19 protein-coding genes are annotated in these 26297 nt (G+C 71.4%); 5 read left to right on the top strand and 14 right to left on the bottom strand.

Annotated features, from left to right (window positions below; translation table 11 throughout):
* Positions 1-75 precede the first annotated feature (75 nt).
* Both ACWV17_RS09050 and ACWV17_RS09045 read left to right on the top strand, forming a co-directional pair.
* The gene (locus tag ACWV17_RS09050) at positions 76-630 is read left to right on the top strand and encodes a DUF742 domain-containing protein (RefSeq protein WP_455359244.1); all 555 of its coding nucleotides are present in this window, start codon (positions 76-78) and stop codon (positions 628-630) included.
* A complete protein-coding gene (locus tag ACWV17_RS09045; protein WP_093653508.1) occupies positions 611-1192 on the top strand; it encodes a GTP-binding protein in 582 nt (193 codons plus the stop codon). Before ACWV17_RS09050 ends, ACWV17_RS09045 begins: the two co-directional genes overlap by 20 nt.
* Before the next feature lie 147 nt (positions 1193-1339).
* On the opposite strand, the gene ACWV17_RS09040 is transcribed toward ACWV17_RS09045, so the two are convergent.
* The 5 genes from ACWV17_RS09040 to ACWV17_RS09020 form a co-directional block, all read right to left on the bottom strand.
* Positions 1340-1546, bottom strand: a complete 207-nt coding sequence (locus ACWV17_RS09040) for an acyl-CoA carboxylase subunit epsilon (protein WP_455356744.1) — start codon at positions 1544-1546, stop codon at positions 1340-1342.
* A 37-nt stretch (positions 1547-1583) separates the two neighbouring features.
* Positions 1584-3227, bottom strand: a complete 1644-nt coding sequence (locus ACWV17_RS09035) for an acyl-CoA carboxylase subunit beta (RefSeq protein ID WP_455356743.1) — start codon at positions 3225-3227, stop codon at positions 1584-1586.
* A gap of 154 nt (positions 3228-3381) precedes the next feature.
* Positions 3382-5730: a polysaccharide lyase 8 family protein gene (locus ACWV17_RS09030; RefSeq protein ID WP_455359243.1), complete on the bottom strand. Its 2349-nt coding sequence runs from the start codon at positions 5728-5730 to the stop codon at positions 3382-3384.
* A gap of 116 nt (positions 5731-5846) precedes the next feature.
* Positions 5847-9701, bottom strand: coding sequence for an endo-alpha-N-acetylgalactosaminidase family protein (locus ACWV17_RS09025; RefSeq protein WP_455359242.1), 3855 nt, complete (start codon positions 9699-9701; stop codon positions 5847-5849).
* 164 nt (positions 9702-9865) lie between these two features.
* Positions 9866-11212, bottom strand: coding sequence for a M64 family metallopeptidase (locus tag ACWV17_RS09020; protein WP_455359325.1), 1347 nt, complete (start codon positions 11210-11212; stop codon positions 9866-9868).
* Positions 11213-11381: 169 nt separating this feature from the next.
* Here ACWV17_RS09020 and ACWV17_RS09015 point away from each other — a divergent pair, with 169 nt between their 5' ends.
* Both ACWV17_RS09015 and ACWV17_RS09010 read left to right on the top strand, forming a co-directional pair.
* Complete coding sequence (locus ACWV17_RS09015) at positions 11382-12713, top strand: helix-turn-helix domain-containing protein (protein ID WP_455359241.1); 1332 nt, start codon at positions 11382-11384, stop codon at positions 12711-12713.
* Positions 12714-12827: 114 nt separating this feature from the next.
* Complete coding sequence (locus ACWV17_RS09010; protein WP_455359240.1) at positions 12828-13451, top strand: YceI family protein; 624 nt, start codon at positions 12828-12830, stop codon at positions 13449-13451.
* A gap of 92 nt (positions 13452-13543) precedes the next feature.
* Here ACWV17_RS09010 and ACWV17_RS09005 read toward each other — a convergent pair whose 3' ends face one another.
* From ACWV17_RS09005 to ureA, 7 genes are all read right to left on the bottom strand, one after another.
* Positions 13544-14749: a S8 family peptidase gene (locus tag ACWV17_RS09005; protein ID WP_455359239.1), complete on the bottom strand. Its 1206-nt coding sequence runs from the start codon at positions 14747-14749 to the stop codon at positions 13544-13546.
* 125 nt (positions 14750-14874) lie between these two features.
* On the bottom strand, positions 14875-16185 hold the full coding sequence (locus tag ACWV17_RS09000) for a hypothetical protein (RefSeq protein ID WP_455359238.1): 1311 nt from the start codon (positions 16183-16185) through the stop codon (positions 14875-14877).
* Between the two features lie 84 nt (positions 16186-16269).
* Entirely contained in the window at positions 16270-17880 is a 1611-nt protein-coding gene (cimA, locus tag ACWV17_RS08995; RefSeq protein WP_455356736.1) for a citramalate synthase, read from the bottom strand.
* Positions 17881-18175: 295 nt separating this feature from the next.
* Complete coding sequence (locus tag ACWV17_RS08990) at positions 18176-18790, bottom strand: TetR/AcrR family transcriptional regulator (protein WP_455356735.1); 615 nt, start codon at positions 18788-18790, stop codon at positions 18176-18178.
* Positions 18791-18816: 26 nt separating this feature from the next.
* The gene (locus ACWV17_RS08985; RefSeq protein ID WP_455359237.1) at positions 18817-19854 is read right to left on the bottom strand and encodes an agmatine deiminase family protein; all 1038 of its coding nucleotides are present in this window, start codon (positions 19852-19854) and stop codon (positions 18817-18819) included.
* Between the two features lie 29 nt (positions 19855-19883).
* Positions 19884-21617 carry an urease subunit alpha gene (locus tag ACWV17_RS08980; RefSeq protein WP_455359236.1) on the bottom strand — a complete coding sequence of 578 codons (1734 nt, stop codon included), beginning with the start codon at positions 21615-21617 and terminating at the stop codon, positions 19884-19886.
* Positions 21614-22297, bottom strand: coding sequence for an urease subunit gamma (gene ureA / locus ACWV17_RS08975; RefSeq protein ID WP_455359235.1), 684 nt, complete (start codon positions 22295-22297; stop codon positions 21614-21616). The genes ACWV17_RS08980 and ureA overlap by 4 nt, the downstream gene beginning before the upstream one ends.
* A 136-nt stretch (positions 22298-22433) precedes the next feature.
* Here ureA and ACWV17_RS08970 point away from each other — a divergent pair, with 136 nt between their 5' ends.
* A complete protein-coding gene (locus tag ACWV17_RS08970; protein WP_455359234.1) occupies positions 22434-23846 on the top strand; it encodes a cytosine permease in 1413 nt (470 codons plus the stop codon).
* Positions 23847-23906: 60 nt separating this feature from the next.
* Here ACWV17_RS08970 and ACWV17_RS08965 read toward each other — a convergent pair whose 3' ends face one another.
* Positions 23907-24992 carry a branched-chain amino acid aminotransferase gene (locus tag ACWV17_RS08965; protein ID WP_455356730.1) on the bottom strand — a complete coding sequence of 362 codons (1086 nt, stop codon included), beginning with the start codon at positions 24990-24992 and terminating at the stop codon, positions 23907-23909.
* A 246-nt stretch (positions 24993-25238) separates the two neighbouring features.
* A complete protein-coding gene (locus ACWV17_RS08960; protein WP_455359233.1) occupies positions 25239-26276 on the bottom strand; it encodes a 3-isopropylmalate dehydrogenase in 1038 nt (345 codons plus the stop codon).
* Positions 26277-26297 lie beyond the last annotated feature (21 nt).

The following is a 26297-nucleotide window of genomic DNA, read 5'->3' as shown; positions in this document are numbered from 1 at the left end:
CACGCCACCGCGCCATAAGGTGCGGTGGCGCGGCACCACAGGGAACGTGGCGACCGGTAGTCGGAGGAGGAGAGCGTGACAACACCACCAGGAGGACATCCTTACGGCGGCGCACAGCAGCCGCAGGGTGGGCAGGACCCGAACCGCTTCAACTTCCCCTCCGCGCCGAGCAGACACGGTTCCCAGGAGCAGCAGCCGTACCAGCCGTACAACCAGCCACAGGGTCAGCGGATGCAGCCCATGCAGCAGCCCCGGCGGGCGCCGGAGCCGTCCGGGGGCAGGGCCGCGCACAACCCGCTGGTTCGTCCGTACGCGATGACCGGTGGCCGGACCCGGCCGCGCTACCAGCTCGCCATCGAGGCGCTGGTCAGCACCACGGCCGATCCCGCCCGGCTGCAAGGGCAGTTGCCCGAGCACCAGCGGATCTGCCACCTGTGCCGTGAGATCAAGTCCGTGGCCGAGATCTCGGCACTTCTCTCCATTCCCCTCGGCGTCGCCCGAATCCTCGTCGCCGACCTGGCGGAGGCCGGGCTTGTCGCCATTCACCAGCCCGGCGGCGACGAGTCCGCCGGCGGCCAGCCAGACGTGACACTGCTCGAAAGGGTGCTCAGTGGACTTCGCAAGCTCTAGCGGCGGAGCGGCCCGCTCCACTACCTCCGCGAAGATCGTGGTGGCAGGGGGCTTCGGCGTGGGCAAAACCACGTTCGTCGGCGCCGTCTCGGAGATCAACCCGCTGCGCACCGAAGCCGTCATGACCAGCGCCTCCGCCGGCATCGACGACCTCACCCACACCGGAGACAAGACCACCACCACCGTGGCCATGGACTTCGGCCGCATCACCCTCGACCAGGACCTCATCCTCTACCTCTTCGGCACCCCCGGACAGGACCGCTTCTGGTTCATGTGGGACGACCTCGTCCGCGGCGCCATCGGCGCCGTCGTCCTCGTCGACACCCGCCGCCTCGCCGACTGCTTCCCCGCCGTCGACTACTTCGAAAACAGCGGCCTCCCCTTCGTCATCGCCCTCAACGGCTTCGACGGTCACCAGCCGTACACGCCGGAAGAGGTCCGCGAAGCCCTCCAGATCGGCCCCGACGCCCCCATCATCACCACCGACGCACGCCACCGCGCCGACGCCAAGAGCGCCCTCATCACGCTCGTCGAACACGCACTCATGGCACGCCTGCGTTAGGGTCTGTCGCGCACGTTCCCGGGAAAGCCCCGTAACTCCTGCCGGAGTGCGGGGCTTTCCCATGGCCGTGGCAACCGGCCGTGCGCAACGCCGAAGGGCCCCGCGCTCCTTGCGGAGTGCGGGGCCCTTACGCGTGCGGTCGGGGTGTCAGCCCTGCCAGCTGTGCGGGGCCCGGAAGCCCGGGGTGCGCTCCAGGCGGCGCCAGCCGGCCGTGGAGCGGCGGTGGGCCTTACCCGTCGCCGGTCCGGACGTGGCGGCCGCGCGGGCGAGCAGGACCGCCGTGATGGCGGCCAGCTCCTCCGGGTCGGCGTGCCCCTTCTCGACGCGCAGGAGGGTATCGGCGGGAGTACTCATGGGTTCGGGTCTCCGTCTTCTGGCAGTCTTCGCAGGATTACTGCGGGGGGTTGCCGTGCTTGCGCGACGGCAGGTCTGCGTGCTTGGTGCGGAGCATGGCGAGGGAGCTGATGAGCACCTCGCGGGTCTCGGCGGGGTCGATGACGTCGTCGACCAGGCCGCGCTCCGCGGCGTAGTAGGGGTGCATGAGCTCGGCCTTGTACTCCTTGACCATGCGGGCCCGCATGGACTCGGGGTCCTCGGCGTCGGCGATCTGCTTGCGGAAGATGACGTTGGCGGCACCTTCGGCGCCCATCACCGCGATCTCGTTGGTCGGCCAGGCATAGGTGAGGTCCGCACCGATGGACTGGGAGTCCATGACGATGTAGGCACCGCCGTACGCCTTGCGCAGGATCAGCGAGATCCTCGGCACGGTCGCGTTGCAGTACGCGTACAGCAGCTTGGCGCCGTGCCGGATGATTCCACCGTGCTCCTGGTCGACGCCGGGCAGGAAGCCGGGTACGTCCAGAAGAGTGATGATCGGGATATTGAAGGCGTCGCACATCTGGACGAAGCGCGCGGCCTTCTCCGAGGCCTCGATGTCCAGCACACCCGCGAGGGACTGCGGCTGGTTGGCGACGATGCCGACGACCTGGCCGTCCATCCGGGCCAGGGCGCAGATGATGTTCCGGGCCCAGCGCTCGTGGACCTCCAGGTAGTCGCCGTCGTCGACGAGCTCCTCGATGACCTTGTGCATGTCGTACGGGCGGTTGCCGTCGGCGGGCACCAGGTCCAGCAGGGCGTCGCCGCGCCGGTCGGCCGGGTCCTCGCTGGGGTGGACCGGCGGGTTCTCCCGGTTGTTGGACGGCAGCATCGAGATCAGGTACCGCACCTCGGCGATGCAGGTCTCCTCGTCGTCGTACGCGAAGTGCGCGACGCCCGAGGTCTCGGCGTGCACGTCCGCGCCGCCGAGGCCGTTCTGGGTGATCTCCTCGCCGGTCACCGCGCGGACCACGTCCGGGCCGGTGATGAACATCTGCGAGGTCTCGCGGACCATGAACACGAAGTCCGTGAGCGCCGGGGAGTACGCCGCGCCACCCGCGCACGGGCCGAGCATCACGCTGATCTGCGGGATGACACCGGAGGCACGGGTGTTGCGCTGGAAGATGCCGCCGTAGCCGGCGAGCGCCGAGACGCCCTCCTGGATACGGGCACCCGCGCCGTCGTTCAGCGACACCAGCGGGGCACCGGCCGAGATGGCCATGTCCATGATCTTGTGGATCTTGGTGGCGTGGGCCTCGCCCAGCGCGCCGCCGAAGATCCGGAAGTCGTGCGCGTACACGAAGACCGTGCGGCCCTCGACCGTGCCCCAGCCGGTGATGACACCGTCGGTGTACGGCTTCTTGGCCTCCAGGCCGAACCCGGTCGCCCGGTGCCGGCGCAGCTGCTCGACCTCCTTGAACGAATCCGGGTCGAGCAGCAGCGCGATGCGCTCCCGGGCGGTCAGCTTGCCCTTGGCATGCTGGGCCTCGGTCGCGCGCTCGCTGGGCCCGCGCCGCGCCTCCTCGCGAAGGGAGTGCAGTTCGGCCACGCGCCCACGGGCGTCGGTCGGCCCGGCCACGGGCTCGTCACTCACGGGCTCGTGGCCCGTGATCTCGTCGCCCGCGATCTCATCACCCAGGGTCTCGTCCAAAACGGTCATGTACCGACCCTACGAAGTCAGCCAAGAAAAACCTGCCGTCGACTCCGTACAGTCTCGGGACCGTTCTCCTGTCACCCCTGGACAGAACCATTCCGCGGTGCAGCCCAAGTGCCAGCTCAGGGCGGTCGCGCTTTGTTGATGTCCAACAAGCACGTCAGCTGAGAGCCACCTCACACCGATGGCTCACACCGGCCGTGCCCGGGGTCACCCGAAGCCGCAGTGAACGGCCGGTTGCGAGCACTTCGACCCCCGGATCCCGGCGGGTGACGAGTCGCACCGGGTGTTCCCAGATGATCTCCAGCGGCTGTCCGGTGCGCACAGGTTCGCTGACACAGATCGTTGCCGTACGGCGTCCCGCTCGGACAATCACGCTCGACTGGGCCGTTGAGGTGAACCGGCCCACCGTACCCGGCCGCCAGAAGTTGACGCCGGTGAACCCCAGCGAGCGGATCGCCACGCTCTGCGCGGCGGCGGAGTTCGCCTCGACCGACAGCCACCCCCGGTCGGCGGCGCGCGCCGTGACGGTCCGCCGGGAGGCGCCGGGCATCAGCAGATACGTGTACGAGGCGCCGGTCGGGTCGGTGCCGTGGTCGAGCCAGAGCGTCTGGTAGCGGCGGGTCTGCCGCTCGGTGGTCCCGCCGCTGTTGATGTCCGACCAGGCGCCGGACCGGTCCTCCCGGAGGGTGCGCAGCTCGGTGCCGCCGGGGAAGACCCAGCCGCCGTGGCCGGCCAGGTGCGCCCAGTGCGGGCGGGAGCGGTCGTCGACGGTGAGCGTGTGCGTGCCTTCCGCGCCGAGGTTGCGGTTGTCGACGACCGTCTCGACCGGGACACCGTCGGTGGCGGTGATGCCTGCACCGAGGCAGACGACGGTGTCCGCGACGCAGAACCACGACTTACGGGCTTCGAGGGTGGAGCCGAGGCCCTTCAGGTGCTGGCCGACGGCCGCGAACTCGCCGTCGGTGGCGCCGCCGACCCACGTGACGGCGGGCTTGGGCAGCCCCCATTCGCCGCCCGCCCGGTCGGCCAGGCGCCGCGTGGACACGGTCGTGCCGGGCAGCCGGTACCAGTCGACGGTCGGCCAGAACCAGTCGGTGTATTGATCGGCCCGACCCCCCTGCCCAGGGCCCCACCAGTAGAGCATTCCGGCCCCGGTGTGCCAGCCGCGCGGATTCTCGCCGTTGCCGCACTCGTAGTACGAGATGCGCTCCGAGGCCATGGAGATGTTGGCGGCCCAGCCGGGCCGACGGTGCACGGCCCGGTCCATCGACGCGAACAGCCTGTGGCCCACCGGCTCCGGCGCGGCGGGCACCGGTGCCGCGGCGATCGCGTGCAGCCGGGAGAGGTCCGCGACGCCGAACTGACGGGCGGTGAGGATCGGCGTGGTGGTGTCCCGCTCGATCCAGCCCTTGATCATGCCGTGCCAGCGCTCGCGCTCGGCGGCACTCGCGCCGCCCGCGAGGACGGCGACGGCCGCGATAAGCCCCTGGCCGTGGAAGTGGTCGCTGCGCATCACCTTGCGGTCGTCCGCCTTGAGGTAACCCCGGCTGATCGCCCGGCCGTTGACGCTGTCCATCATCAGTCCGTCGTGGATCAGCGGCGCGTACGCGCGCTCGACGCTGTCCAGGATGATCTGGCGGTTCGGGTCGGTGACCGCCCAGGTGGAGCCGGCGAGCAGGGTGAAGAGCCGGCCGAGGCCGTCCAGCATGACCTGCCCGTACGTACCGGAATAGGCGACCCAGGTGTGCTGGACGAAGGATCCGTCGGCGTACAGCCCGTCGCCCTTGGTGACGTACGGGAAGACCGGCGACAGCGCGTCGCGGGCCAGCGCGATCTTGGCCGGGGCGCGGCCGAGGACGCCGCGCAGCGCGACGGAACGGCAGAGGTCGACGCGGTTGGCGCCGGTGGAGGTGCCGGTGTAGCTGCCGAGCGCCGAGTCCGGGATGAAGTGGTCGACGGCGGCGAACGCGGCCTGGCGCTGTGCGTCGGTGAGGTGCCCGTACAGCGCGGCGACGATGTCGAGCAGCAGCCGGGGGCTGCCGATCTGCCACTCCCACCAGTTGCCGTACCGGGTGGTCGAGGGGTGGTAGATCCGCGCGGAGAGGTGGTCGAGGCCCTTGACCGTGTCGGCCAGCAGGCCGGCGTCCCCGGTGAGGCCGGTGCCCGGCTGCACGTACGCCTGGGCCATGGTCCACAGGCGGCTGTAGCTCTGGGTGATGCCGGCGGGCGGGTTGAAGGGGTGGTCCGGCCAGAGGGAGGTGTCCGCGGGCGCCATGGAAGCCCGGAAGCCGGCGGCGAGCCGGCCGGTCTCGGTCAGGCGGGAGGCGTACGGCTCGGTGGCCGGGTCGTAGCCGGTGCCGAGAGAGAGGGCGAGCCAGCGCTGCCGGAGCGTGTCGAACTCGTCGTCCGCGGCGGCGGCCCGGGCGGGGGCGGGGACGGTGAGCAGGGCCGCTCCGGCTCCGGTCGCGGCGAGGAAGGTGCGGCGGGACGGTTCAGACATGTGCATGCCATCTCCCCAGTCGAGTAAGCGCTTTCTACCATGAGTTCGGGGACCGCAGAAGACTCCGCGCACCGGCCCCCAGGTGAACGGGCCGGTGCGCGGAGTCCATTCAACGCCGTCGGTCAGCCTCCGCAGTGGAAGCGCGCGCTGCCCCAGTCGGCGTGGTCGTTGCCGTTGCCGTCACCGCCGTCGCCCGCCACCAGGTCGACGTACTTCGCGCCGGTGACGTCGGCGGTCAGCGTCCACGCCGGGTCCGCGGCCTTCAGCACCGGGGACGTGACCTTCTCCGTACCGTCGGCGAGGACGCTGAACCGCACGCTGCCCCGCGTGGCCTGGACGTCGTCGATGCCGACCTCGGCGGTGAACGAGGTGCACCTGCCGCCCAGGTAGTAGCGGACGGTGGCCGGGGCGTGGGTGCCCAGGCCCTTGGCGTACGCCACTCCGCCGATCTTCATCGGCCTGCCGTCGCCCTGCCCCTGCTCGCCGTTGGACTGGTCGCGCTCGACCGGCCCCCAGCCGTTCGCGGCCGAGGTCCAGTCGAGGTCACTGGCCCAGCTGTCGGTGGCGGGCGGCGGCGGCAGCGTACGGACGGAGGCGGCGGCCTCCAGCTTCCGCGAGGCGCCGCCGGCCGTGTACGCGGCCTGCGCACTCAGGCTGTACGTCCGGTAGTCGGCGTCCACCGGCGGGGTGACCTGCCAGCTGCCGGTGACCTTGGCACCCGGCGCGACCGAGTCGAACGTCACCGCGCCCGTCGGCTCCGCCTGCCAGCCCTCGGGCAGCCCGAGGGTGAGGTTCACCCCGGTCGCCGGAGCCGCCTCGTAGTTGGTGAAGGTGGCCCTGACCGGGTTGGCCCGGCCGGGTTCCAGGGTCGCGGCCGCCGGCTCGACGGTGAGGGTGCCGCACGCGGCCCGCTCGGGCGCCGGGCCCAGATCGGTGACGGTGAAGCCGTCGAGGACGAAGTCGGCGCCGTCGGGGCCGCCGTTCTTCTTGCGCAGCCCGGTCCAGGTGTCGCCGCAGCCGGCGGTGACGGTCTCGCTGAAGCGGGTCGTGCCGTGCTGCTTCCCGATCGGCGTACGACGGGTCTCCACCGAAGCGGGCGTGCCGTCGGCGGCGATCCGGTCGTAGCCGGTCACCCACTCGTAGGCGCCGGCGTGGCTCGACTGGTAGTCGAACTCGACCTTGTACGCGTGCCCGTCGGCCATCGGGACGGTCCAGGGGGCCGTGCGGTAGACGAGCCCGGTGTTCTCCTCGTGCGCCTTGAGGGACTCGGCGCCGCCGAGGACGTCGTCGACGAGCTTCCCGTTCCAGCCCGCCTGCGTGTACGGGGCGTTCTTCTGCGCTATGTGCGTCCGGGGGTCGGTGGAGCCGCCCGCGTCGCCCTTGAGGAACGGGCCCCAGCCCTGGTCGACGGCTTCGAAGTCCTCGTGCACGAGCGTGCCCGCCCTGGCCGCGGGCGCGTTGGCCACCACGCGTACGTCGTCGAGCCGGACGGTCGCCGGGCTGCCCTGCGCGGCCTCGATCCGGAGGGACGCTCTCCCGCTCGCGGGCGCGGTGAAGTTCACCTTGGCGCGCTGGAAGTACGTACCGTGCCAGTCGGCGGCGGCGACGTGGTTCTTCGCGGTGGACCGTTCGACCACGACCTCGCGGCCGCCGACGGAGAGCGTCGTACGGCGCTCCTTGCCCGGCTCGACCTCCACCCACACGGAGGCGGTGTAGCGCTCGCCCGCCCGGAGTCCGCCGATCCGCTGCTCGACGGCGGCGGTGCCGGCCCCGGAGAGGGCGGCGCTGCGGCGGCCCCGGCTGTCGATGTCGTTCTCGACCGTGCCGGTCTTGCGCCAGGCGGCGAGGCCGTCGTCGTTGAAGCCGGGGTCCTCGACCGCGGTGCCCTCGCCCCAGGCGGGGCCGGCCTGCTTCGGGGCGCGGTCCGGGTAGAGGACGTACGCCTGGCCCGCGGCCGCCGTGAGAGTGACGTGGCCGTCGGCGGGGCTGACGGTGCCGGTCTTCACCCGGCCGTTGTCGGTGAGCTGGTAGACCGTGTAGGGCGTGTCACCGGGTACGGCCCAACTGGTCGTCCCGCCCGCCTTGTTGTAGTGGTACAGCTTCTTGCCGCCGTCCCAGGGCAGCAGATAGGCGGTGCCGTCGAGCACCTTGCGGCCGTGGTCGTAGAAGGTCCGCTTTCCGTCCTCGACCGTGCCGCGCAGTCCGCCGGTGAAGGTGATGTCGTTGCCGTCCCAGCGGGTGATCCGCTCCTGCTGGAGGAACTTGGCGGGCAGGTTCTTCTGCCAGATGTTGGCGGTGAAGGCGTTCCAGTCGGTCTCGCCCGTCCAGCCCTCGAACTCCTCGATGGCGGTCTGGCCGAGGACCGGGTGGTTGTTCCAGACGTCCTTCTCGCCGTTGCGGATGAACCGGATGATCTGCGAGTTGAGGCCCTTGTTGGTGACGCCGCCGTAGTTCAGGTCGTTGGCCCAGTGGGACCAGAGCGAGGCCCGCTCGAACTTGTCGGACCATTCGGTACCGACGGTCCAGCCCTGTTTCTGTACGGCCTGGAGGGTCTTGTCGGCGATCCAGCCGTGCGAGTAGTAGACGTCGATGTAGAGGAAGGAGAGGTTGCGGTCGGTCTCGTCGCGCAACTGCTGGAAGCGTTTGGCGAGGTCGCCGCTGTTGATGTCCCGGCGCTGGTCGATGTAGTAGCTCTGGTTCAGCCAGTTCCAGCCGGGGGCGTTCTTGTCGACGAGGGTCTCGCTGAAGTTCCTCGCCTCGGGGTACGACTCGGTGGCGTTGACGTGCACGCCGAAGGTCGCGCCCCACTTCTTGCCGCTCTTCAGCAGCTTGTTGAGGTCGGTGAGGCCGCCGGCGCGCTTGTTGTAATTGCCGCCGTAGTCGGGGTGCGCGGAGTCGTGGCCCTCGGAGCCGTACCCCTTGAGGACCGCGAGCTGCCCGAGGCCGTCCGTCGCGAGCGAGACCCGCTTGACGTCGTCGAGGGTGCGCAGGAAGGGGTGGGAGGCCTGGCTGGCGAAGTTGAACGGGATGTGGGTGACCACCCGGTCCGCGGTCCCGTCCGCGCCCGGCGCCCTGGTCCCGATCGTACGGAAGGCCAGCGCGCCGTCCTGCCAGTCGACCTTCTGGTCGGCGTTGGCGTCGGGAGTCACGACGACCTTGGCCCAGGGCAGGCCCGCGCCGCTCTCCGGCCGCGGCGCGCCGGTCCCCCGGTACGTCCACTGTCCGGACCAGACCCCGACGCGCACCGAGCCGTCGGCGGCCTTGCGGGCCTGGTGCCACAGGCGGGCGTCGTCGCCGTTGGTGGGGCCGCTGGGCTTGTCGTACGTGGAGTTGGACTCGACGGCGGCGGCGAGGACGCCGGTGTTGACGATGGCGTACGTGGCGCCGACGGGCGACGCGTCCGCGGGGGTCGCGGCGGTCACCTTGCCGAGGACGTCCGCGGTCCGGGTCGAGTCGACGTCCAGTCTGGTGAACGCGGTCGCGGCGCCCGGGTCCGTACTGCCGACGGACACCAGGTCGTGTCCGGGGATGTCGATGGTTCCCACCCGGAAGGCATCGGTGTCCCGGACGGCGGTGACCTTGAAGGTGGTCGTGCGGCCCGTCACGGAGAGCGTCGCGTCCAGCTCGACGCCGCCGAGCTCGGGGAAGGCGAGGGTGTAGCGGGCGCTCGACCCGCCGATGGCCGGTTCGCCCTTCACCTGGACGCCGTACGCCTTTCCGTTCAGCACGACGGCGGTGACCGGCGCGGTGCTGCCGGCGAGCCGCGACCCGCTCGCCCGGTCGGTGTATGTGAGGACGCGCGGGAAGTCCTTGGCGACGGTGACGGCGAGCTGCGGGGAGCCGATGACGGCGGAGGCGGCGTCGGCGGGGGCGGCGACGCCGGCCCGGGGCTGGGCGGCGACCGGCGACGCCGGTACCGCCAGGGCGAATACGGCTGAGGAGGCGGCGACGAGAGCGCACGCTGCTCGGCTGCTCATTCCCGGGGGACGCCCCCCGGACCCCCGGCCGGAAAAGAGTGATAGCGACATGGGGCCTGAGTAAGCCTGCCTGTCGTGGCACCGTCAACGAAGTGGAGCGCTCCGGGCAGCGGCAGTCCAACAACCGCTGCCCGGAAGTCCAAGTGGCCGGACAGGACCCGGCGTCAGAGCCGGACCGTCCAGGTGAGCGTCGAGCCCAGCGTCTTCGCGATGCGGGGGTCGCGGACCGAGGGGGTCCGGTCGGTGACGGTGACGGACAGCCGGTGCTTCTTGAGGTCGAGCAGTCGCAGCCCCAGTTCGGGGACGGCGACCTCGGTCCGGCCCGCGAGGCGCTTGATCTCCTGGCCGTCCAGCGACCAGCGGACCGTGGGCTGCCTCGTGTCCGCTCCCGCGAGCCGGGGCACGGCGACGTTCGCGGTGTGGCGCGCGCGCAGGGTGCGGTCGGTGGGGGTGACGGCGGACGCGATGGCGGCGTGGCGGTAGAAGCCGGCGATCATCGCCTCGACACCGGGAAGGTTGAAGGGCTTGCCGAGGACGCGCATCAGCGAGTTGTCGGTCGGCCGGTGGAGGCCCCTCACGAAGTAGCCGCCGCCCTCGTACGCGCCCACCGTGCCGCCGTCGGGCGACTCCTCGCCGAGCCAGCGGTGCCATTTGGCGCGCTCGGCGGCCATCCGGCCGGCGGTCAGCGTGGAGATGTTGACGTCGGCCGGTTCGGGGCCCGTGTACTGCTCGTAGCCCGGGTAGCCGGGATAGAAGTACTCGTCGGCGAGCTTGCCCAGCGAGTGGCCGGTCTCGTGGATGGCGACCTGTCCGGACCGCTCGTTGCCGGCGGACGCGGTGGCGATGCCTTCGTAACCGAGGGTCTGGCTGGGCTCGTTGTAGCCCGCGCCGCCGTACTTGGTGCTGTTGGCGAGGACGATCACGAGGTCCGCCTCGGGGGCCCTGGCCACGTACGAGTCGACCTTGGGCTGGTCGACGCAGAGCAGCCGCTCGATGTCGTCGCACCAGAAGTACGAGCCGAGGGCGGTGTCCCGCACGGTGGCCCGGTCGGGGTCGCCGGAGACGCCGGAGTCGCGGGAGACGGCGTCGACCGTCCAGACGTTGAAGAGGCCCTGGTACGTCGTGTACGGCTCGACGGCCGCGATCTCGGCCCACTTCTCCTTGGCGTCGGTGTGGAACCGCGCCAGCTCGGCGGCGGTGTAGCCGTCACCGACGACGACCACGTCCAGCCGGTCGGCGGTGGAGCCGTTGTCGATCACCTTGGTGACCTCGCCGTCGGCCGCCGCCTCGTCGGCGGAGAGCCGGGGCGCGGGCCGGTCCCGGCCCTCGGCCGGGACGCGGGTGTGGCCGGATCCGGCGGTTCCGCCGTACTCCGGCCCCGGTATCTCGACCTCGGCTGTCTCGGCCCCGGCGGTTCTCGGCCCGGCCGGCGGAACAGGGCCGGCAGCCGCGGTGCCCGGTCCGGCGGCCAGCGTGGCGGTGACGGCCGCCGCGACACCGGCCGCGGCCATGGCTCTGCGCAGGGTTGAGCGCACGGGATCCTCCCCTGGACGGAAGTGCGGAAGTTAAGTGCGTGGATAAGCGTGATGAACGAGTTGCTTAAATTAGGGGCGTGCACGGGACGTGCGCAATGGCCATTCGGCCCTGAATACTGGGGAGTTGAGTGACCAGGGGGTTTCCATGGACGAACCGGCCGAGATCGGCCGCCGGGTTCAGCGGCTGCGTACCGAACGCGGCCTCACCCAGCGGCAGTTGGCGGAGCCCTCGTACACCTCCGCCTATGTCTCGACGCTGGAGTCCGGCAAGGTGCGGCCCTCCGAGACCGCGCTGCGCTTCCTGGCCGAGCGCCTCGGCACGTCGTACGAGGAACTGGCCACCGGACGCCCCGCCCACCTGGCCACCGAACTACGGCTCGCCCTCACCGACGCCCAGCAGATGCTGGCCACCGGCGCCGCCGACGACGCGGCGGTCCGCTACCGCCGGCTGCTCACCGACGCCGAACATCTCGACCTCGCCGCCGAGCGGGCCGAGGCGCTGCTCGGGCTGGGCGACTGCGCCCTGGAGAGCGGTGAACTCGCCGACGCGCAGCGCCACTTCGCGTCGGCCGAGCGCCTGCTGTCCGGCGAACCGCTCCCCCGCCGGGCCCGCGCGATCCGCGGCCGCGCCATCGCGCACCTGCTCGCCGGGGAGCTGCGGTACGCCTGCTACCTGCTCGAATCCACCATCGACGAGCTCGGCGCGAGCGGGCTGGCCGACCCGGAGGCGCTGGTCCTGCTGTACGCCGCCGTCATCGGCCCGTACATCGACATGGGCGCCCACGCCCGCGCGGCGCACGCCGCCGAGCTTGCCCTCGCCCTCGCGCCGCGGGTCAGTGACCCCGCGCTGGTCGCGGGCATGCACCGGCAGGTGGCCCGTACCTTCCTCGCGGAGGGGCGGACGGCCGACGCCGACGCGTCCCTGGCCAAGGCCCAGGTGATCTACCGGCAGCTGCGCCTGAACACCGACCTGGCGCACTGCCACTGGATGCGCGGGTACGTCCAGGCGCAGAACGGCGAACTCGACTCCGCCGAGCACGAGTTGCGCACCGCCCGGGACATGCTGGCGGCCAAGCACGCCGCGCTCTACACCGCCCAGGTGGAGGTCGAGCTCGCGGACGTCCTGCGACGGCTCGGCCGGTACGACGAGGCGGCCGGGCTCCTCTCGGCGCTGCTGGAACTCGGCGACCGGCACGGGGCCGTGCACGCGGGCGGCGCGCACCGGCTGCTCGGCCTGATCGCGGAGGAGAAGGGCGAGACCGAGTCCGCCGAGGAGCACTACGTGCTGGCCCTCGGCCTGCTGGAACGCAGCGGGGCGTCGGGCGACCTGGCCGACCTGTGCCGGCTGCTGGGCGATCTGCTGCGGCGTACGGGCCGGATCGAGGCGGCGCTCGACGCGTACCGCACGGGACTGGGCCACCGCGCGGCCCCCGGCACGACGACCCTCGGCCCGGCGCCGGCCACCCCGCCGTTCTGAGCCCCCGCTCTGACCCCGTTCCGGAAGATACTTGAAATCCGAACTACATCGGTCTACTGTCAATCTAGTTGAAGGTTAAACAACCTTTGCCCGACATCGCCCCGAGGAGGAGCCATGGCTCTGTTCAACCGCAAGACCAGCACCGCCGCACCGGCCACGACGGCCACCCTCGACGTGGACCCGGCGCTGGCCGCTCTGACCGGCGACTACGCGATCGATCCGGCCCACTCCAGCATCGGCTTCACCGTGCGTCACGCGATGGTCACGAACGTGCGCGGCAGCTTCGGCGACTTCCAGGGCACGCTGAACCTGGACGGCTCCGACCCGTCCCGCTCGGCGGCCTCCATCGAGGTCGGAATCGCCAGCATCGACACGGGCATCGCGGACCGCGACGGCCACCTGCGCAGCGGCGACTTCTTCGACGCCGAGCAGTTCCCGGTGATGGCGTTCCGGTCCGACGCGGCCGAGCAGCTGGGCGGCGACCGCTACCGGATCAGTGGCGACCTCACCATCAAGGACGTGACGCGTCCCCTCTCCATCGACCTGGAGTTCAACGGCTCGGCGACGGACGTCTACGGCAACGAGCGCGTCGGCTTCGAGGGCAGCACCGAGATCCTGCGCTCGGACTGGGGCCTGACGTGGAACGCGGCCCTGGAGACGGGTGGCGTGATGGTCAGCGACAAGGTCAAGCTGACGTTCGACATCTCGGCCATCAAGGCGACCGCGCCGCAGGCGTGACGCACGGCCGGGCCCGGGGGGCGGCAGCGCGACCGCCCATCCGGGACGGGTGTCCGGACGGGCGGTCGGCAGATCGGCGGACGGACGCGCGGTCAGAGTCCGCCGGCGTAGAGGAGGCTGTTCGGCGAACCCCGGTCGACGCCGGTCATCACGTCCTTGGTGGCCAGGCTCCCCAGCCAGTCCGCGACCGCCATCGGGCCGGCCGCCGGGTGGGCCGCCTTGTACAGCAGGGCGGTCCCCGCCACATGCGGGGCGGCCATGGACGTGCCGTCGTGCGCCACGCTGCCCCCACCGAGCTTGGCCGAGACGACGGCGGTGCCGGGCGCGAAGAGCGTCAGGCAGCCGCCGTAGTTCGAGAAGCCGCTCGGCCGGTCCTGATCGTCGCTCGCACCGACCGTGACCGCGCGCAGCGCCGACGCCGGTGACACGTCGCAGGCGTTCACCGATTCGTTGCCCGCCGCGACGACGGGCAGGACGCCCCGGTCCGCAACCGCGTTGGCGGCGTTGTTCATGGCCTCGGAGCGCGGGCCGCCGAGAGAAGCGTTGAGCACGGAGGGCTGCACGGCGTGGGTGGCCACCCAGTCGAATCCGGCGATGACCCCCGACCACGTGCCCTCGCCCAGGCAGTCCAGGACGCGGACGCTCACCAGCCTGGCCTCGCGCGCCACCCCGTAGATCGCACCGCCGACCGTGCCCGCGACATGCGTGCCGTGGCCCTGGCAGTCCTGCCCGCGCCGCCCGTCCCCGACCACGTCGTAGCCGGGCACGGCACGCCCGCCGAACTCGGCGTGGGCGTAGTCGATGCCGGTGTCGATGATGTACGCGGTGGCGCCCCGGCCGGTGCTGTTCACGTTGAACTGGCTGTCGAGCGGCAGGGCGCGCTGGTCGATCCGGTCCAGGCCCCAGGTGGCGGCCGGTGCGAGGCCGCGGCCAACGCCGGACTCCAGCGAGGTGACCTTGGCGTCCTCCTCGACGGCCACCACTCCCGGGGTGTATCTCATCGCCTGCAGCTGGGCGGGGCTGAGCGCGGCGGCGAAGCCGCGCACCACCGACGTGTAGGTGAACTGCGACTTCACCCCGAGCCGGCCCAGCATCTCGTCCGGGTCGGCGGTCGCGCTGACGCTCACGATGTAGCGGCCGGGCAGGGCGTTGGCCGAGCGGTACAGCGGCGCGGGCTCAAAGGAACGGGTCGGCGGGGGGACGGGAGCGGACTGGGCGGAAGCGGACAGCGGACCGGCCGTCAGCAGGGCAGCGGCGACGGCCGTCGCGAGGGCGAAGATCCTCATCGGGTTGGGCATGCGCAGGAGACAAACACACCGCGAGATGACCTACGGTGACAACGCGCCCACTTTCAGCAGCGAGCCGCACCCCACTCCCCCATTCGCCCCGGACCGGCCACCCTCAGGCCGCCGACCCTGGAACCCTAGAAGCCGCCGCCCCCGTCGAACCCGCCACCGCCACCGAAGCCGCCGCCGCCGAAGTCCGACGAGTTGAAGTCGCCGCCGGAGTAGTCGCCGCCCTCGTAGCCGCCGTGGTCGGCCGCGTACGCCGGGCTCGCCATCATCGACCCCAGCATCGTGCCCACCAGCAGACCCGGCAGGATGCCGCCGCCGAAATAGCCGCCGGCCCAGGGGCCGTACACCGGGCCCGCCTCCCAGTACGGGCGGCGGCCGTCAGCCGTCTCGACCGTCCGGGTCATCGGGTCGTGGCCCTCCCGCAGCCGGACCGCGTCCGCCGCACAGACCGGGACCGTCCGGGCCGTACCACCGTCCGGGGCCCACGTCGCGTCCTCCGCCGACGGGCCGTGCCGCGGGTCGAAGAAGCAGGGGGCCCGGCGCTCGGGGAGGGGAGCGTTCTCGCGGCGGGCCGCGAGGACGGCCAGCGAGAAGCGGCCGTCCTCCAGCGCTTCGGTCACGCCCCGTACGTCGTCGGGGCGCTGGGCCGACGCCATCAGGGACTTCGCCTTCTCGTACGAGTCGAGGGAGTGCTCGTAGTCCCCGCGCATCGTGTCGTCGGCGCCGGGCTCGCCGGGGTGGAAGTCGAGCCGGTCGAGCTCCTCACCGAAGGCGGTGATGTCCTCGTCGACCACCACCCGCAGCTTTTCGAGGGCCGCACGCTCCTGCTCGGCCTTCTTCGCCCGGTTGCGGCGGACGAGGGTGTACGCGCCCGCGCCGCCCGCCGCCACGATCACGCCAGCGGTGATCAGCGCGGTGGGCGAGGCGCCGTCCTGCGAGGCGGTGTCCCACGAGGCGGGTGCGGAGCCGCGGGTCTGCGGCAGCACCTGGTCGACGAAGTTGTTCAGCTGGGTCTCGGCGTCGACCGGGCCGGTCGCCTTCACGGCGTCGGTGACGTTGTCGACGGCCCGGCCGGACATCGCGACGGGGTCGGCCCCGGCGTTGAAGCCGTCGCCGAGCCGCACGGCGTACACCCCGGTGATGCCGGTCTCGGTGCGCAGGGTGTTCAGCACGCTGCCTGCCGGGAATTCGGCGCTCTCGGGCAGTACGGCGACAAAGACCGGCTTGTCCGCCCGCTCGATCTTCTTCGCCAGGGCATCGGCGCCGGCCTGGGACAACTGCCCCGAGGCGCGCGGGTCGACGTAGACCGGACCGTCCTTGAGGGCCTCGGCCACTGTCTCGGGACCGGTGGCGGCCTGCGCGCCCGGCGCCGCCACGAGGGCGGCCGCCGAGAACGCAAGCAGCAGACCGGACAGTGCGGAAAACACCCTGCTCTTCATACTTCGACGCTACCGGAAAGGATTCCTTTTCGGACATGGCCGGTATTACGGAACAGATATGACGAAACAGAGTGGCCGGGGTAATTACTCCGCGGGCTCGACTCCGGCCCGGAGCAGGCCGTACGTGTACGCGTCCTCCAGCGCCTGCCACGACGCCGCGATGACGTTGTCCGCGACACCGACCGTCGACCACTCGACCCGGCCGTCGCTCGTGGCGATCAGGACCCGGGTCGTGGACTGGGTTCCGTGCTTGCCCTCCAGGATGCGGACCTTGTAGTCGACCAGCTCGAACTTGGCCAGCTGCGGATAGAACGGCTCCAGGCCGACGCGCAGCGCCCGGTCCAGTGCGTTGACCGGGCCGTTTCCCTCAGCGGTGGCAACGATGCGCTCGCCCTTGGCCCACAGCTTCACCGTGGCCTCGTTGGCGTGCGAACCGTCGGGCCGGTCCTCGGTGATCGCGCGCCAGGACTCGGTACGGAAGTAGCGGCGGGCCCGGCCCTCGGCCTCCTCGCGCAGCAGCAGCTCGAAGGAGGCGTCGGCCGCCTCGTACGTGTAGCCCTTGAGCTCGCGCTCCTTGACCCGCTCGACGACCCGGCCGACCAGCTCGCGGTCGTCGCCGAGGTCGACGCCGAGTTCCTTGCCCTTGAGTTCGATGGAGGCGCGGCCGGCCATGTCGGAGACGAGCATCCGCATGGTGTTGCCGACACGCTCGGGGTCGATGTGCTGGTAGAGGTCGGGGTCGACCTTGATCGCGGAGGCGTGCAGGCCCGCCTTGTGGGCGAAGGCGGAGACGCCCACGTACGGCTGGTGGGTCGAGGGCGTGAGGTTGACGACCTCGGCGATGGCGTGCGAGATGCGGGTCATCTCGGCGAGCGCGCCCTCGGGCAGCACCCGCTTGCCGTACTTGATCTCCAGCGCGGCGACGACGGGGAAGAGGTTCGCGTTGCCGACCCGCTCGCCGTATCCGTTGGCCGTGCACTGCACATGGGTCGCGCCCGCGTCCACGGCGGCGAGGGTGTTGGCGACGGCGCAGCCGGTGTCGTCCTGGGCGTGGATGCCCAGCCGGGCGCCGGTGTCGGCGAGGACGGTGGCGACGACGGCCTGCACCTGGGCGGGCAGCATCCCGCCGTTGGTGTCGCAGAGGATGACGACGTCGGCGCCGGCCTCGGAAGCGGTGCGGACGACGGCCTTGGCGTACTCGGGGTTGGCGCGGTAGCCGTCGAAGAAGTGCTCGCAGTCGACGAAGACCCGGCGCCCCTGCTCGCACAGGTACGCGACGGTGTCGCGGACCATCTCCAGGTTCTCGTCGAGGGTGGTACGGAGCGCGAGTTCGACGTGGCGGTCGTGGGACTTGGCGACCAGCGTGATCACCGGAGCGCCGGACTCCAGGAGTGCTCGGACCTGGGGGTCCTCGGCGGCGTTGCCACCGGCGCGGCGGGTGGCGCCGAAGGCGACGAGCTGGGCGTGCTTGAAGTCGATCTCGGCCTGCGCGCGGGCGAAGAACTCGGTGTCGCGCGGGTTGGCGCCGGGCCAGCCGCCCTCGATGAAGCCCACGCCGAAGTCGTCCAGGTGCCGTGCGATCGTCAGCTTGTCCGCGACGGTCAGGTTGATGCCCTCACGCTGGGCGCCGTCGCGCAGCGTGGTGTCGAAGACATGGAACCCGTCGTCGGTCGCGGTGGCCTCTGTCGTCGTCATGCTGATCTGACTCCTGTCGGATGAGTGGCTCCGTCAATAGCTGGCACCACTTGCCCCCATCATCGCGCGCTTGCCGCCTCCGGCCGGGATGAGGTCCGGAAAACGAAAAAACCTCTCGCGGGTGCGAGAGGTCTGCGCGCGGGTCTGGGGCACGATGTCCGCTGCCGCGGGGGTCTTCCACGGTTCAGCGGTCACTGCGGACCGGCGCGCTGCTTCCCATAATCATGGCGAACGCAAGCACGCGGGCAGTCTGCCACATCGCCTGCGGCGGGCGGGGCGCGGTCTCACCATGCGGTCACGGGTGGACAGGCCCCAGCGAGTCGTCGAGGAACTCGCGGACGTGCGCGAGGATCTCGTCGCGGTCCAGACCCGGCAGGCCGATCGCCACATGGATGCTGAAGCCGTCGAGCAGTGCCCGCATCCGTGCCGCGAAACGCTCGGCGTCCACGCCGCGGATCTCCCGGCGCGAGACGCCTTCGGCGAGCAGCGCCACCAGGTCGCGGTGCCAGGCACCCTCGATCGCGGCCTGGCGGGCGCGCCCGTCGGCGTCGGCGTTCTGCGAGCGGTTCCAGACCTCCAGCCAGAGCGTCCAGTGCGGATCGCGGTGGCCGTCGGGCACGTAGAGATCGACATACGCATCGAGCCGCTCGCGGACCGTGCCCGGCCGGGACAGCAGGGCCCGCCGCTCCGCGCCGAGCTGGGCCTCGCTCCACTCCAGGGTCTGCAGGAGCAGCTCGTCCTTGGAGTGGAAGTAGTAGAGCAGGTGGCCACTGCTCATCCCCACCGCGCGGCCCAGACCGGCCATGGTGAGCCCGTCCAGGCCGCGTTCGGCGATGGTGGCCATGGCGGCGGCCAGCAGTTCCTCGCGCGGCGGCGCGTTCCTCCGCGCGCGGGCCGGACCCGCCGTCATGTCTGCTCCTTCGGTCACATCCGTGGTCACACCTTCGGCTGCTGCTGGGTGATGCAGTGGATGCCGCCACCCCCGGCAAAGATCGTACGGGCGTCAACCAGCGTCACGGTCCGCTCGGGGAACAGACGTCGGAATATACCGGCGGCGATCTCGTCCCGAAGGTCGTCGAAGGCGCAGAGCACCACGCCGCCGTTGCACAGGTAGTGGTTGATGTAGGAGTAGTCGACCCAGTGGCCGTCCTCGTCCTGGAGGACGGTCGGGGCGGGTACCTCCACGACCTCCAGCAGGCGGCCCTTGGCGTCGGTCGCGGTGCGCAGCAGGGCCGCGTACTCCTTGGACCGCTCGTAGTCGGGGTGGGCCGGGTCCTGCTGGCTGTGCACGACCACGACGCCGGGCCTGGCGAACGCCGCGACGATGTCGACGTGCCCCTGGGTGCCGTACATCCCGTAGTCGCCGGACAGACCGTGCGGCAGCCAGATCGCCTTCTCGGTACCCAGGTGGGCGTGGATCTCGGCCTCGACCTGCTCGCGCGTCCACTCCGGGTTGCGGCCCGCGCCGAGCTGGACGGTGTCCGTCAGAAGGACCGTGCCCTCGCCGTCGGTGTGGATGGCGCCACCCTCGTTGACCAGGGGCGTGCTGTACGTACGGGTGCCGGCCAGGTCGGAGACGTACCGGGCGATCTTGGAGTCGTGCTCCCAGCGGGCCCACTCCTGGGCGCCCCAGCCGTTGAACGTCCAGTCGACGGCGGCCAGCCGGCCGTTTCCATCGGTGACGAAGGTCGGGCCGATGTCCCGCATCCACGCGTCGTCGAGCTCCCGCTCGACCAGCTCGATGTCCGGGCCGAGGAGCTCGCGGGCGCCCTCGCTCTGGCCGGGGCCGACGACGACGGTGACCGGCTCGAAGCGCCGCACGGCTCGGGCGACGGCCGCCCAGGCGCTGCGGGCCTCGGCGAGTTCCTCGTCGTTGGTGAAGGTCGGGTTGGGGCCGGGCCAGGCCATCCAGGTGCGCTCGTGCGGAGCCCACTCGGGGGGCATACGGAAGCCGTCGGCGGCGGGAGTGGTCATGGATTCGTCCTTCGCGGTCACAGCAACGGTCACAGGAAGTAGAGGCGGTTGAGGGAGACGGAGTCGGCCGGTTCGGAGCGGACCGGATCACCGTCGAGGGTGACCAGTCCGCTGCGCCCGTCCACGCCCACCGCCCCGAGCCGGGAGTTGAGTACGAGGTCGGCCGGGCCGATGCCGCGGGTGCCGCGTACGGCCACGCGCCGCCTGCGCGTGGGCATCAGGTCGGATTCGAGGGCGGCGGCCGCGGCCGAGACGAACGCGACGGAGATGTCCGCGGCGGTCGCGCCGTACGAGCCGAACTGCGGTCCCAGGACCAGCGGTTCGCAGGTGTCGGTGGCCGCGTTGGGGTCGCCGGTCACGCCGTACGCAGGGAAGCCCGACTTCAGTACGAGCTGCGGCTTGGCGCCGAAGAACTGCGGCCGCCACAGCACGATGTCGGCGAGCTTGCCCACCTCGATGGAGCCGATCTCGTGCGCGAGGCCGTGGGCGATCGCCGGGTTGATGGTGAGCTTGGCCATGTAGCGCAGCACACGCCCGTTGTCGTCGGCCGGCCCGTCGCCCTCCATCGGGCCCAGCTCGGCCTTCATCTTCCCGGCCATGGCGAAGGTCCGGCGTACGGTCTCGCCCGCGCGCCCCATGCCCTGCGCGTCGGAGGACGTGATGCCGATCGCGCCCAGGTCGTGCAGGACGTCCTCGGCGCCCATCGTGCCGGCCCGGATCCGGTCGCGGGCCATGGCGGCGTCACCGGGCAGGTCGGGCTTGAGGTCGTGGACCGAGACGATCATGCCGTAGTGCTCGGCGACCGCGTCCCGGCCGAAGGGCAGGGTGGGGTTGGTGGAGGAGCCGATGACGTTCGGGACGCCGGCCATCTTCAGGACGTTGGGGACGTGCCCGCCGCCGCAGCCCTCGATGTGGAAGGCGTGGATCGTGCGGCCCTCCAGGACCCTGAGGGTGTCCTCGACGGAGAGGCACTCGTTCAGGCCGTCGCTGTGCAGCGCGACCTGGACGTCGTGCTCCTCGGCGACCCGCAGCGCGGTGTCCAGGGCGCGGGTGTGCGCGCCCATGTCCTCGTGCACCTTGAAGCCGGACGCGCCGCCCTCGGCCAGCGCCTCGACCAGCGGAGCGGCGTCCGAGGACGAACCGCGCGCCAGGAAGCCGATGTTGACCGGCCAGGCGTCGAAGGCGTTGAAGGCGTGGCGCAGGGCCCACGGCGAGTTGACGCCGACGCCCCAGACCGGGCCGAACTCCTGGCCGATGATGGTGGTGACGCCGGAGGCGAGCGACGCCTCCATGATCCGCGGCGACAGCAGGTGGACATGGGTGTCGACGGCCCCGGCGGTCGCGATCAGGCCCTCGCCGGAGACGATGCTCGTGCCGGTGCCGACCACGACGTCCACGCCGTCGAGGGTGTCCGGGTTGCCGGCCCGGCCGATGGCGTGGATCCGGCCCTCGCGGATGCCGATCGAGACCTTGCGGATGCCCTGTACGGCGTCGATGACCAGCACGTTGCTGATGACGACGTCGCAGGTGTCCCGGACGGCCGCGGCCTTCAGGTGCAGTCCGTCGCGGGCGGTCTTGCCGAAGCCGGCCAGGAACTCGTCACCGGGCTTCTGGGCGTCGGACTCGACGCGGACGGTCAGCCCGGAGTCGCCGAGCTTGACCCGGTCACCGGCGCGGGGGCCGTGCACGGCGGCGTACTCGTACGGATCGATGCTCCCGCCGGGGTGCTCCGCGTGATGGCTGTGGTTGCTCGGCTTGCTCATCGGTTCGCTCCCAGGTATCCGCAGGCCACGGCCCTGCGCAGGGCTTCTTCCTTCGCGCCCGGCGCGTCCAGCTCTCCGTCCACCAGGCCCGCGAAACCGATCGCGATCCGGGCGCCGCCGATCGGCACCAGGCCGACCTCGGCCTCGCCGCCCGGGTCGAAGCGGAAAGAGGCACCGGCGGGCACGTTCAGCCGCATGCCGTAGGCCGCGGAGCGGTCGAAGTCGAGGCGCGGATTGGCCTCGAAGAAGTGGAAGTGCGAGGTCACGCTGACCGGCACGGCCGCGGTGTTCCGTACGGTCAGGCGCACCGCCGGCTGCGGCTCGGGCGTCGCGGGGGCGGGCAGCACCGCGCCGGGCGCGTCCTCGCCGAGCCCGCCACCGCGGATGGGCGCCGAGACGACCGCGAGCCGCGAGCCGTCGTCGAAGACGGCCTCCACGTGCACCTCGGTGACGACGTCCGCGACGCCCGGCAGGACATCGTCGGGGCCGAGGACATTGCGCGCCGCCTCGATCGCCTCCGCCAGGCGCCGCCCGTCGCGGGCCGCCTCGCAGACGGTGTCGGCGATCAGCGCAGTGGCCTCCGGCACATTGAGCCTCAGCCCGCGGGCCCGGCGCGCCCGCGCCAGTTCCGCGGCTCCGAACAGCAGAAGCCGGTCGCGTTCCGTAGGGGTCAGCCGCACGCCGTTCCACCTCCCTGGTGTTTAGAACAACACTCTAACCTTTTGATTAATGCCAGCGAAAGATTGACCTGCCACCTTGCCATAGGTCACATTGAACGTCACTCAAACAGACGCCGGCCGAAGCAGGGAGCCCCGCATGCCGATCGAACAGCGCGGAGTCGACACCATCCCCGACGAGGAGCGGACCAGCGGTCCGCGCGACCTCGTCTCGATCCTGCTGGGCTCGAACCTGTGCCTCGGCGTGATCATCTTCGGCTGGCTGCCGGTCTCCTTCGGGCTGGGCCTGTGGCCCGCCCTGACCTCGGTCGTCGCGGGCACGGTCGTCGGCACCCTGCTGACCGCCCCGCTGGCGCTGGTCTCGCTGCGTACCGGCACCAACCTCTCCACCTCCAGCGGCGCGCAGTTCGGCGTACGCGGCCGGCTCATCGGGTCGGTCGTCGGCCTGCTGCTCTCGCTCGGGTACACCGCGCTGACGCTGTGGATCGGCGGCGACGTCATCGTCGGCACGCTCGCCCGCCTCTTCGGCACCTCCACCGACGCGCCCGCCGTCGTGGCCGTCTACACGCTGCTGGCCGCGTGTACGGTCTTCGCCGCGGTGTACGGCTACCGCCTGCTGCTCAGGCTCAGCCGGGTGCTCGCCGTCGCCATGACCGTCCTGCTGCTCCTCGGCGTACTCGCCTACTCCGGCGACTTCACCACCGCCCCGCCCGCCGACACGCCGTACCTGCTCGGCGGTTTCTGGCCGACCTGGCTGCTGTCCGCCGTCGCCGCCGGGCTCAGCGGCCCGATCGCCTTCATCACGCTCCTCGGCGACTACACCCGCTACATCTCGCCGCACCGCCACAGCTCCCGCGCGGTGCTGCGCGCCACCTGCCTCGGCCTGTTCCTCGGCCTGCTGATCCCCCAGCTCTTCGGCACCTTCACCGCCCTCGCGGCCGGCGCAGCCACCGACTACGCGGGCCCGCTGGTCGACGCCGCCCCCGCCTGGTACCTCCTGCCGCTGGTGCTGGCCGCCTCGGCCGGCTCGGTCGGCAACGCGGGCCTGATGCTGTACTCCATGGGCCTGGACCTGGACGCGATCCTGCCGCGTGCCACCCGGGCCCGGGCGACGCTGGTCGTCGCGGTGGTCGCGACGGCGTTCGTCTTCCTCGGCCACTTCCTGTGGGACGCACAGTCCGCGATGACGTCGTTCGTCCTGCTGCTGACCGCGATCGGCACGCCGTGGGCGGTGATCACGCTGATCGGTTACGTCCGCTGCGGCGGCACGTACGACGCGGAGGCGCTCCAGGTGTACAACCGCCGCGCGAAGGGCGGCGTCTACTGGTTCCGCGCGGGCTGGAACCCGAGCGCCACGGTGTCCTGGACGCTGGGCGCGGCGGTCGGCCTGGCCGCCGTCTCGACCCCGCTGTACGAAGGCCCCCTGCTGGCCCTCACCGGCGGCGTGGACTGCAGCTTCATCCTCTCGGGCGCGGCCGGCGGCCTGGCGTACGCGGCCCTGACCCTCCGCGGGGCCACGGCCCCCGCCCAGCCGGCCGCGGCCGAGGTCTAGCCAACGCGAAGGCCCGCGCCCCGGCCGGGGCGCGGGCCTCACGTATGCATGCGGCCAGGATCAGCCGAGCTTGTGCATCCAGCCGTGGGTGTCCTCGGCCGCGCCCGTCTGGAGGTCGAGCAGCGCCTTGCGGAGTTCCATCGTGACCTTGCCGGGCTGTCCGTCCGCCTGGGTCCAGTTCGCGCGGGCCGACTTCACCGAGCCGACCGGCGTGATGACCGCGGCGGTGCCGCAGGCGAAGACCTCGGTCAGGGTGCCGTTCTCGTTGTCGCGCTTCCAGTCCTCGGTGGAGATCCGGCCCTCGGCCGCCTCGTACCCGAGGTCCTTGGCGATCTTCAGGAGAGAGTCACGGGTGATGCCGGGGAGGAGGGAGCCCGTCAGCTCCGGAGTGACGATCTTGTCCCCGTACACGAAGTACAGGTTCATGCCGCCCATCTCCTCGATCCAGCGGTGCTCGACGGCGTCCAGCCACACCACCTGGTCGCAGCCGTGCTCCGCCGCCTGCGCCTGCGCGACCAGCGAGGCCGCGTAGTTGCCGCCGGTCTTGGCTGCGCCCGTACCGCCCTTGACCGCGCGGACGTACTCCTCGGAGAGCCACACGGAGACCGGCTTCACGCCGCCCGGGAAGTACGCGCCGGCGGGCGAGGCGATCACGATGAAGAGGTACTCGTTGGCCGGCTTCACGCCGAGCCCGACCTCGCTCGCGAACATGAACGGCCGAAGGTACAGCGAGGCCTCACCCGAACTGGGGACCCACGCCTTGTCCTGGTTGACGAGCGCGTCACACGCCTCGATGAAGAGCTCCACGGGAAGCTCGGGCATCGCGAGGCGGCGGGCCGACCGCTGGAAGCGCTCGGCGTTCGCGTCGGGCCGGAAGGTGGCCACGGTGCCGTCGGGCTGGCGGTAGGCCTTCAGGCCCTCGAAGATCGTCTGCGCGTAGTGCAGCGTCATGTTCGCCGGGTCGATGGAGAGCGGCGCGTACGGGACGAGCTGGGCGTCGTGCCACCCCCGGCCCTCGGTCCACTTGACCGTGACCATGTGGTCGGTGAAGTGGCGGCCGAATCCGGGGCTGACCAGGATCGCCTCGCGCTCCGCGTCGGACAGCGGGTGCGAGGAGGGCTTGAGCTCGATCGTGGGCGTCGTCATGAGTGCTTTGTCCTTCACCGGTTGTGTGTGACGGACCGCGCTCACGCCTACTAGGACGTCCGAGCTTTCTCCCGCATGTCGCGGCCCACGTTCGATTATCGCGCCTGTGGGGCCGGGGGATGCCCCCGGATGGAGTCCGGGGGGAGAAACGGCGAATCCGCGGCCCGAGGATGATGGTGGCACCCGGCGGCCGCAAAACACAGCCGCCGGGTTCGATGACCCGGCGGCTGAGGGAGTGCGCGCGGGTCAGCTCGCTACGCGTACCGCGAGCGCGTCGCCGATCTCGTCGGTCGTACGGGAGCCCTGGCGCTCGGCGAGGTCCGCGGCGACCGCGGCCTCGATCCGGGCGGCCTCGGCCTCGTACCCGACGTGGCGCAGCAGGAGCGCGACGGACAGCACGGTCGCGGTGGGGTCGGCCTTGCCCTGGCCCGCGATGTCGGGCGCGGAGCCGTGGACGGGCTCGAACATCGACGGGAAGGCGCCCGTCGGGTTGATGTTGCCGGAGGCCGCGAGCCCGATGCCACCGGTGACGGCGGCGGCGAGGTCGGTGAGGATGTCGCCGAAGAGGTTGTCGGTGACGATGACGTCGAAACGCTCGGGCTGGGTGACGAAGAAGATCGTCGCGGCGTCGACGTGCAGGTAGTCGGTGGTGACCTCGGGGTACTCCTGGCCGACCCGGTCGAAGATGCTCTTCCACAGGTGGCCCGCGTACACGAGCACGTTGTTCTTGTGGACGAGCGTCAGCTTCTTGCGGGGGCGCGCGTTGGCCCGTTCGTACGCGTCGCGCACCACTCGCTCCACGCCGTACGCGGTGTTGACACTGACCTCGGTGGCGACCTCGGCGGGCGTGCCGGTGCGCAGCGAGCCGCCGTTGCCCGTGTACGGACCCTCGGTGCCCTCGCGGACGACGACGAAGTCGATGTCGGGGCGGCCGGCCAGCGGGGTGGCCGTGCTGGGGAACAGCTTCGACGGGCGCAGGTTGATGAAGTGGTCGAAGGCGAAGCGCAGCTTCAGCAGCAGCCCGCGCTCGAGGACACCGGACGGGACCGACGGGTCGCCGATCGCGCCGAGCAGGATCGCGTCGTGCTGCTTGAGGGCGGCGAGCTCCGCGTCCGGGAGGGTCTCTCCGGTGCGGTGCCAGCGCTGGGCGCCGAGGTCGTACTCCTTGGTCTCCAGCTTCACATCCTGCGGGAGCACCGCGGCCAGGACCTTCAGGCCCTGAGCCACGACCTCCTGGCCGATGCCGTCACCGGGGATCACTGCGAGATTGAGGCTGCGAGACATGTCGGCACCCTACTCCCGCGT

This window comes from Streptomyces mabaensis (assembly GCF_053763515.1).
Note: the sequence above shows the minus strand (reverse complement) of the source record. Positions and strands in the feature narration are given on the sequence as shown.

Excerpts from the sequence above, each read along its gene's own strand:
- ACWV17_RS09040 (WP_455356744.1), bottom strand. The coding sequence starts at position 1,546 with ATGAGTACTCCCGCCGATACCCTCCTGCGCGTCGAGAAGGGGCACGCC.
- ACWV17_RS09035 (WP_455356743.1), bottom strand. The coding sequence starts at position 3,227 with ATGACCGTTTTGGACGAGACCCTGGGTGATGAGATCGCGGGCGACGAG.
- ACWV17_RS09030 (WP_455359243.1), bottom strand. The coding sequence starts at position 5,730 with ATGCACATGTCTGAACCGTCCCGCCGCACCTTCCTCGCCGCGACCGGA.
- ACWV17_RS09025 (WP_455359242.1), bottom strand. The coding sequence starts at position 9,701 with ATGAGCAGCCGAGCAGCGTGCGCTCTCGTCGCCGCCTCCTCAGCCGTA.
- ACWV17_RS09020 (WP_455359325.1), bottom strand. The coding sequence starts at position 11,212 with ATGGCCGCGGCCGGTGTCGCGGCGGCCGTCACCGCCACGCTGGCCGCC.
- ACWV17_RS09015 (WP_455359241.1), top strand. The coding sequence starts at position 11,382 with ATGGACGAACCGGCCGAGATCGGCCGCCGGGTTCAGCGGCTGCGTACC.
- ACWV17_RS09010 (WP_455359240.1), top strand. The coding sequence starts at position 12,828 with ATGGCTCTGTTCAACCGCAAGACCAGCACCGCCGCACCGGCCACGACG.
- ACWV17_RS09005 (WP_455359239.1), bottom strand. The coding sequence starts at position 14,749 with ATGCCCAACCCGATGAGGATCTTCGCCCTCGCGACGGCCGTCGCCGCT.
- ACWV17_RS09000 (WP_455359238.1), bottom strand. The coding sequence starts at position 16,185 with ATGAAGAGCAGGGTGTTTTCCGCACTGTCCGGTCTGCTGCTTGCGTTC.
- cimA (WP_455356736.1), bottom strand. The coding sequence starts at position 17,880 with ATGACGACGACAGAGGCCACCGCGACCGACGACGGGTTCCATGTCTTC.
- ACWV17_RS08990 (WP_455356735.1), bottom strand. The coding sequence starts at position 18,790 with ATGACGGCGGGTCCGGCCCGCGCGCGGAGGAACGCGCCGCCGCGCGAG.
- ACWV17_RS08985 (WP_455359237.1), bottom strand. The coding sequence starts at position 19,854 with ATGACCACTCCCGCCGCCGACGGCTTCCGTATGCCCCCCGAGTGGGCT.
- ACWV17_RS08980 (WP_455359236.1), bottom strand. The coding sequence starts at position 21,617 with ATGAGCAAGCCGAGCAACCACAGCCATCACGCGGAGCACCCCGGCGGG.
- ACWV17_RS08970 (WP_455359234.1), top strand. The coding sequence starts at position 22,434 with ATGCCGATCGAACAGCGCGGAGTCGACACCATCCCCGACGAGGAGCGG.
- ACWV17_RS08965 (WP_455356730.1), bottom strand. The coding sequence starts at position 24,992 with ATGACGACGCCCACGATCGAGCTCAAGCCCTCCTCGCACCCGCTGTCC.
- ACWV17_RS08960 (WP_455359233.1), bottom strand. The coding sequence starts at position 26,276 with ATGTCTCGCAGCCTCAATCTCGCAGTGATCCCCGGTGACGGCATCGGC.